Origin of the sequence: Pseudomonas gebzensis, from assembly GCF_034427815.1 — a bacterium.
GTDB lineage: Bacteria > Pseudomonadota > Gammaproteobacteria > Pseudomonadales > Pseudomonadaceae > Aquipseudomonas.
On the sequence record NZ_JAXQNS010000053.1, the window covers coordinates 1 to 374 of the forward strand.

Genomic DNA, 374 nt, shown 5'->3' on the forward strand with positions numbered 1-374 from the left:
TCGATCACCGCCTTCGACATTACCGCTCCGGTCGAGCCCTCCCTGCTCAACGTTAGTGCCGACGGCACCACCCTCACCGGTCGCGGCGAACCCGGCAGCACGGTTCGTGTGGTCGATGCCCAGGGCAATCAAATCGGCACCGCCGTCGTCAACGCTGCCGGCAGCTTTGCTATCACCCTTGTCCCCCCGCAGACCGAGGGTCAGGCGCTGGCGGTAACCGCTCAAGACACTGCAGGCAACGTTTCAAACAGCGCCGCAGTCCTGGCCCCGAACCTGGAAGCGCCCGTCGACAACACACCGCCCAATGCCCCAACCGATCTCATCGTCAGCCCAGGTGGCAGCCAGTTAAACGGCCGTGGCGAACCCGGCACCAC

General features: G+C 65.2%; 1 protein-coding gene. It reads left to right on the plus strand.

Annotated elements, in window-relative coordinates; all coding sequences use genetic code 11:
• On the plus strand, window positions 1-374 hold a 374-nt coding region (locus SJI00_RS22430; RefSeq protein WP_322463868.1), incomplete at both ends, for an Ig-like domain-containing protein.